Raw genomic sequence first — 6,775 nt, 5'->3', positions numbered from 1 at the left:
GACACCCTTGCACTTGGCTAGTGGTTCGCATATCCCAACGCCCACAGTGAACTTTCATCACCTAGTTGACGGACATGCCCGGCACACCAAAAAAAATAGTACAAACCAAAGTTTGTACTATTTAATCATATACTCTTTACTAAAATAAATTACTTAACTGGTACAACTGAACCTTTCCATTCTTCAAGGATGAAGTCTTGGATTTCTTTAGATGTTAATACTTCTAAGAATTTTTTAATTTCTGGTTTTGTTTCATCGCCAGCACGTACTGCGATAATATTTACATATGGTGACTCTTTATCTTCAAGAGAGATAGCATCTTCCGTTGGGTTTAAACCGTTATCAATCGCGTAGTTCGAGTTGATAAGGACAGCATCTCCTTCTTCATTTTCGAACATTTGTACAAGCATTTCTGGTGCAGTATTAGCATCGAATTTAAAGTTTTTAGGATTTTCTGCAATATCTTTAATCTCTGCTGCTGTTTTATCGATACCATCTTTTAATTTGATTAAGTTTTTAGCTTCTAATAATGAAAGCATACGACCGTGGTCTGAAACAGAGTTAGAAAGTAAGATTGTTGCACCTTCTGGAAGTTCTTCAAGCGATTTATATTTTTTAGAGTAGATTCCGATTGGTTCGATGTGTACACCGCCAGCATTAACGAAATCATATCCGTTATCTTTAATTTGTAAATCTAAGTAAGGAATATGTTGGAAATAGTTTGCATTAAGATCACCAGATTCTAAATCTTGGTTAGGTAGAACGTAATCTTGGTATGTTTCAATTTTTAGATCAATACCTTGTTCAGCTAGAATTGGTTTTGCTTTTTCTAAGATAACTGCATGTGGTGTATTAGAAGCACCTACAGTTAATGTTACATTTTCGTCTGCTTTATCTTTATCTCCAGTTGTAGAACCTGCGTCTTCTTTTTTATCAGCGCCACAAGCTGCTAGAGCTAGTACAAGTACTGATAACAATAAACCTGCTAAAAACTTCTTCATTTGTTTACACTCCCTTTTATCTTGTAAAAATATGTTAGCGGTATAAAACCGGAATAACCTTGTCTATTTTTCTTGTTAACGTTTGTCTGTTTTGGCTGTGATCATGTCGCCAATCCATTGAATGATGAAAACTACTACTAAAATTAAAATTGTTGCCATTAGAGTTACATCTTGACGATTGCGTTGAAAGCCGTCTAAAAAGGCTAAGTTTCCGAGGCCACCTGCACCAATAATACCTGCCATAGCTGTGTAACCAACCAGTGCAACAGCAGTGACTGTGACACCTGAAATAAGCGCTGGCAAAGATTCTGGAATTAAAACTTTCCAAATAATTGTTGAGGTTTTTGCCCCCATTGAACGAGCTGCCTCAATAACACCTCTATCAATTTCACGTAATGCAATTAATACCATTCGTGCATAGAACGGTGCTGCACCAATGATTAACGCTGGTAAAGCTGCATCTGCCCCACGGATTGTCCCAAGTAAAAATTTCGTGAAAGGAATTAATAAGATGATTAACACGATAAATGGAATCGAGCGGAAAATATTAACGACTGAGCCTGTTAAAAAGTTAACGATTTTATTAGCCCACAGTTGGTTAGGACTCGTTAGAAATAGTATGATACCGATGGCTAACCCAAGAATAAAGGTTACAATCGTTGAGATAGAAGTCATATACAGTGTTTCGTATGTGGCATCCCACATTTTTTCCCAGTCGACATTCGGAAAGAGACTAGTTAGCATCTGCAATCACCTCCGTTTGTACTTCCACTGTATTTAAATAATTTAAAGCAGCAGTAACATTGGTCTCTGAACCATCAATTTGTACAATAAGTGTACCGTATGCGCCATTTTTCGTTTGTGAAATATTACCATGTACAATACTAATTTCAACATCAAAGTGCTTTACTAGATGTGAAATAACAGGCTGTTCTGTTTTTTCCCCTACAAAGACAAGCTTGACAAGTTGACCGGTTGGGTAATTTGTCTTTAGTTGGGCCACTGTTTCCTGCGTTTCTTTCGTATCCGTAATTTGCGAAACAAATTTTTTCGTGATAGCCGCTTGAGGTGCTTGGAAGACCTGTAAAACTTCACCACGTTCTACAATTTCTCCAGCCTCCATCACCGCCACACGATGACAAATTTTGCGGATCACATGCATTTCATGTGTGATTAAGACAATCGTTAGCCCCAATCTTTCATTAATGTCTACAAGTAAATCAAGAATGGCATCTGTTGTCTCGGGGTCGAGTGCTGATGTTGCTTCATCACATAACAATACTTCAGGATTATTGGCAAGCGCTCGTGCAATACCAACACGTTGTTTTTGTCCGCCTGATAGCTGTGATGGATATGCTTTATCACGTCCCTTTAAACCAACAAGTGCAATCAATTCATTCACTCGTGCCTCTCGTTGTGCTTTAGGTACACCTGCAATTTCTAATGGGAACGCAATATTTTCTGCAACAGTTCGAGACCATAGTAAGTTAAAATGTTGAAAAATCATACTTACCTTTTGTCTAGCATTTCGGAGCTTTTGCCCTTTAATAGCTGAAAATTCTTGGTTGTTAACCGTCACCGTACCAGATGTCGGCTTTTCTAAACCGTTTAATAGACGGATCATCGTACTTTTACCGGCGCCACTATAGCCGATAATGCCAAAAATTTCACCTTTGTTAATGGAAAGGTTGACATCTTTGACTGCTGTTAATTCACCATTCGCGGTTTTGTATGTTTTCGTAATATTTTGAAGCTGTATCATAGCGAATACTCCTTTTCTCATATAGAAAACCCCTTCACTCACAGACAAGTTGAAGGGGTCACGTACTTTATACGTTGAACCGTTCTCTCATCTTTCAAAGAAAATTTCTTTGGGTGATTTGGCACCTTTTCACAAATGTGATGGTTGCCGGGCTTCATCGGGCACTTCCCTCCGCCACTCTTCATAAGAGTTCGATATTTTGTTTTTATTTAGAAACTTATGCTGAAATAAAATTAATATAGTTGATACTTTACCATGCTAGTAAAGTTCAGTCAATTGGTTTTTTTAACAATTCGTATAAAAATGGTACGGATTGAAAAGCATATACCTTTTCTGTAACTTTTTCGCCATCACTGATCAATAGACATGGTACACTTTCTATTTGGTAATCATAAGCCAGTTGCTCCATAAAATTTATATTCGCTTTACCAAGCTGTAGCTGCGGCAGCAACTGCTCAACAATAGCCATCATTTTAGATGCCACTGCACAAGTCCCACACATGGGTGTATATAAATATAAGGCAGTTTTTTTACCAGACTGCATAGCTGCTTCCCACTGCTCTTTTGACCATTCTTCCATCTTTTCACGCAACCTTACAAAATATATTCATTATGGATTGAGAAGTGTGCGCGAAGTAAAATCATCGCTAGCACTTTCCTCGGTGTCGTCTCTACTTCTTTATAGGTTGGCATTGTACGTAAATGTTCCGCCTCTGGATAATGTCTGTCCATTAATGCCCGTAGCTTATCACCCGATGTATCTGCATCAAAAAATGTAAATAGCTCATAGCCCTCATAAGGATCGAGTAACTCTTCTAATTGATGAACACCGATTGTACCATTTGTACAAAGTATTAGTACATTTTCACTCAAAATAGGTTCAATTTGAAGCTTATCCGAACGGCCTTCCACGATTAAACATTTCCCCTCGAACATCACGACACCCCCATTTAAACATCTAACCCCTATTACTCATTATATAATAAAAAACGCCGGTGTTTTCCGACGTTTTAAGTGTTACAGGCTTGTCTTTATTCAGCAATCATTTCTTCGTATTGTTCTGCTGTCATAAGTTTTTCCATTTCTGATGCGTCAGCAGGCTCTACAACGATCATCCATGCTTTTTCATATGGTGATTCATTTACGAATTCCGGGCTATCTTCTAAATCAGCATTTACTTCAACCACTTTACCTGAGATAGGCGCGTATAATTCAGAAACAGTTTTTACTGATTCTACACTACCGAATGGATCGTCTATTTTGATTTCATCGCCAACTTGTGGAAGCTCAACGAAAACGATATCTCCAAGTTCAGATTGTGCGAAGTGTGAAATACCGATACGTACTTTACCATCTTCTACTTTTACCCATTCATGTTCTTCAGAGTATCGTAAGTCTTTAGGTGTGCTCATGCAAAAAACCCCTCCATAAATATGTAATATATTCACTATCAGTGTGCCATACTTCTCCCATAAAAACAAGGATAAAAGCGGTTATTTCCAAGCTTGCTCAAAATCCGATTCTTTAAACCCTAGTGTCACTTTTTCCCCATCCGTTACGATGGGTCTTTTAATAAGCATACCATCTGAAGCAAGCAATGTAAGTTGCTCTTCTTCTGACATTTCAGCTAGTTTATCCTTCAAACCAAGCTCACGGTATTTCATGCCAGAAGTATTAAAAAACTTCTTCAATGGTTGCCCACTTGCCTGCCAATAGTTCTTTAATTGTTCTATTGTTGGTGGTTGTTCCACAATGTGTACCTCTTCAAATGAAACGCCATTGTCGGTTAACCATTTTTGCGCTTTTTTACATGTCGTACATTTTGGATAATAGATAAATTGAATCATCATATGTAGGCTCCTCTACAGTCATTTTCTGTAGTATACCACCATACTAGTCGTGAACCAAAATGAAACCTTTGTTTTAGGTTTGTATCCGTCACTTTCGTGATTCTATCCGTCACTTTCGCGATTCTATCCGTCACTTTCGCGATTCTATCCGTCACTTTCGCGATTCTATCCGTTACTTTCGCGATCCTATCCGTCACTTTCGCGATCCTATCCGTCACTTTCGTGATCCTATCCGTCACTTTCGTGATCCTATCCGTCACTTTCGTGATTCTATCCGTTACTTTTTCATTTTAATCCGTCTAACGCAAAAAACTAGCTCCCCATAATGGGAAGCTAGTTCATAATTATACGATGAATTTTTCTGCTTCAATTAGTTTAACTGAAGCTTCACGTTTCTTCGCAATGAGGTTATAAGGATTGTTACGCGTTAGCTTACGTAATGCAGACAATGTCATGCGTGCAGCATCTCCATCTGCTGAAGCAAGAATTGTATCTTTTGCTTCTTTTTCAATTTCTGCAAACGCCTCTTGGCAGAAGATTTGTGTGTAAAGAAGTTTTTGATGTGCTTTATCGACACCAGCACGTGCAATAGCCTTTTCTGTACGTAATACAGTTGATTCCATTGCGAATAATTGGTTAGCGATATTAGCAATATTCACAAGCACTTCTTGCTCTTGATCGAGTTTTGCGCCAAAGCGTTGTGCAGCCATACCAGCAGCTAACACAGCAATTTTCTTCGCATTTTTCACAAGGTATTTTTCTTGTGCTAAGGCTTCCGTACCCACTTCCTCCGGCATTAACATCAGAAGCTCTTGTTGTAAGTTTTGTGCCACTTGCAACAAAGGAAGCTCACCTTTCAATGCTTTTTTCATGAATGTGCCAGGTACAATCATACGATTAATTTCGTTTGTTCCCTCGAAAATACGGTTAATACGAGAATCACGGTAAATACGCTCTACTTCATATTCTGCCATGAAACCATAGCCACCATGTAATTGCACCGCTTCATCAGCAATGTAATCTAATGTTTCTGAACCGAAAACTTTTGCAATAGAACATTCAATTGCATACTCAGCAATCGCATCTGCAATCACTTTCCCTTGTTTTTGTTCTTCAGGACTTAACTGGCTTAAACGATCCTCGAATAATCCCACTGTACGATAATTTAATGACTCTGATGCATATAATTGAGATGCCATTGTTGATAATTTTTCTTTTGTTAAGTTGAAGTCAGATAACTTCGTTTTGAATTGTTGGCGCTGATTCGTATACTGAATGGCAAGCTCCAAAGCTCGTTTTGATCCACCAATTGTGCCAACACCTAATTTATAACGACCGATGTTTAAGATATTGAATGCGATCACGTGGCCACGACCCACTTCGCCTAATAAGTTCTCAACAGGTACTTCTGCATCTTCAAGTACTAAGGTACGAGTTGATGAAGATTTAATGCCCATTTTCTTCTCTTCTGGGCCAACCGAAACGCCACTATAAGCACGTTCTACGATAAATGCTGAGAATTTATCGCCATCGATCTTTGCATAAACAACAAATACATCAGCAAAACCAGCGTTGGTAATCCATTGTTTTTCACCGTTTAATACATAATGTGTACCTGCAGCATTTAACTTTGCCGTCGTTTTTGCACCTAATGCATCCGAACCTGAACCAGGTTCTGTTAATGCGTATGCTGCAATCAATTCACCTGAAGCAAGCTTTGGTAAATACTTATTCTTTTGCTCTTCATTTCCGAAAAGTACAATTGGCAATGAACCAATTCCAACGTGCGCACCATGCGTAATGGAGAAGCCACCTGCTACTGACATTTTCTCTGCGATTAATGCAGAAGAAACTTTGTCTAAGCCAAGACCTTCATATTCCTCTGGTACATCAGCACCTAATAAGCCTAGCTCACCAGCACTTTTTAATAAACGAACTGAATGTTCGAACTCATGATGCTCTAAGTTTTCAACTACAGGTAATACTTCGTTTGCCACATACTCTTCAGTCGTTTTCGCAATCATTTTATGCTCATCTGTGAAATCTTCAGGTGTAAATACACGATCTAATTCCACGTCTTCAATGATAAATCCGCCGCCTTTAATGATATCCGTTGTTTTTTCTGTCATTTTAAATTCCTCCTTATTATTGGTGCCTGGCAC

At 38.5% G+C, this 6,775-nt stretch carries 9 protein-coding genes and 1 riboswitch; all 9 genes read right to left on the bottom strand.

All coding sequences use genetic code 11. The features are described 5' to 3' along the window. Positions 1-149: 149 nt before the first annotated feature. On the bottom strand, positions 150-1,001 hold the full coding sequence (locus ACQKII_RS19345) for a MetQ/NlpA family ABC transporter substrate-binding protein (RefSeq protein ID WP_427462047.1): 852 nt from the start codon (positions 999-1,001) through the stop codon (positions 150-152). A gap of 75 nt (positions 1,002-1,076) precedes the next feature. Continuing rightward, entirely contained in the window at positions 1,077-1,745 is a 669-nt protein-coding gene (locus ACQKII_RS19340; RefSeq protein ID WP_427462045.1) for a methionine ABC transporter permease, read from the bottom strand. Next, the gene (locus ACQKII_RS19335) at positions 1,735-2,763 is read right to left on the bottom strand and encodes a methionine ABC transporter ATP-binding protein (protein WP_427462057.1); all 1,029 of its coding nucleotides are present in this window, start codon (positions 2,761-2,763) and stop codon (positions 1,735-1,737) included. The genes ACQKII_RS19340 and ACQKII_RS19335 overlap by 11 nt, the downstream gene beginning before the upstream one ends. Before the next feature lie 84 nt (positions 2,764-2,847). Next, positions 2,848-2,953: riboswitch (SAM riboswitch) on the bottom strand. Positions 2,954-3,031: 78 nt separating this feature from the next. Further along, positions 3,032-3,343 (bottom strand): thioredoxin family protein, encoded by a 312-nt coding sequence (locus ACQKII_RS19330; RefSeq protein WP_427462043.1) that lies wholly within the window; start codon positions 3,341-3,343, stop codon positions 3,032-3,034. Positions 3,344-3,357: 14 nt separating this feature from the next. Beyond that, the gene (locus tag ACQKII_RS19325; RefSeq protein ID WP_427462041.1) at positions 3,358-3,699 is read right to left on the bottom strand and encodes a hypothetical protein; all 342 of its coding nucleotides are present in this window, start codon (positions 3,697-3,699) and stop codon (positions 3,358-3,360) included. Between the two features lie 95 nt (positions 3,700-3,794). Then, positions 3,795-4,175 carry a glycine cleavage system protein GcvH gene (gene gcvH / locus ACQKII_RS19320; RefSeq protein WP_427462039.1) on the bottom strand — a complete coding sequence of 127 codons (381 nt, stop codon included), beginning with the start codon at positions 4,173-4,175 and terminating at the stop codon, positions 3,795-3,797. Positions 4,176-4,256: 81 nt separating this feature from the next. After that, positions 4,257-4,613: an arsenate reductase family protein gene (locus tag ACQKII_RS19315; protein ID WP_427462037.1), complete on the bottom strand. Its 357-nt coding sequence runs from the start codon at positions 4,611-4,613 to the stop codon at positions 4,257-4,259. Further along, complete coding sequence (locus ACQKII_RS19310; protein ID WP_427462035.1) at positions 4,610-4,852, bottom strand: hypothetical protein; 243 nt, start codon at positions 4,850-4,852, stop codon at positions 4,610-4,612. The genes ACQKII_RS19315 and ACQKII_RS19310 overlap by 4 nt, the downstream gene beginning before the upstream one ends. Before the next feature lie 105 nt (positions 4,853-4,957). After that, positions 4,958-6,742: an acyl-CoA dehydrogenase family protein gene (locus tag ACQKII_RS19305; RefSeq protein WP_427462033.1), complete on the bottom strand. Its 1,785-nt coding sequence runs from the start codon at positions 6,740-6,742 to the stop codon at positions 4,958-4,960. Positions 6,743-6,775: the final 33 nt, after the last annotated feature.

The organism is Lysinibacillus sp. NPDC048646, from assembly GCF_050272295.1.
Taxonomy (GTDB): domain Bacteria; phylum Bacillota; class Bacilli; order Bacillales_A; family Planococcaceae; genus Lysinibacillus.
This window is presented reverse-complemented; position numbering and strand designations above follow the sequence as displayed.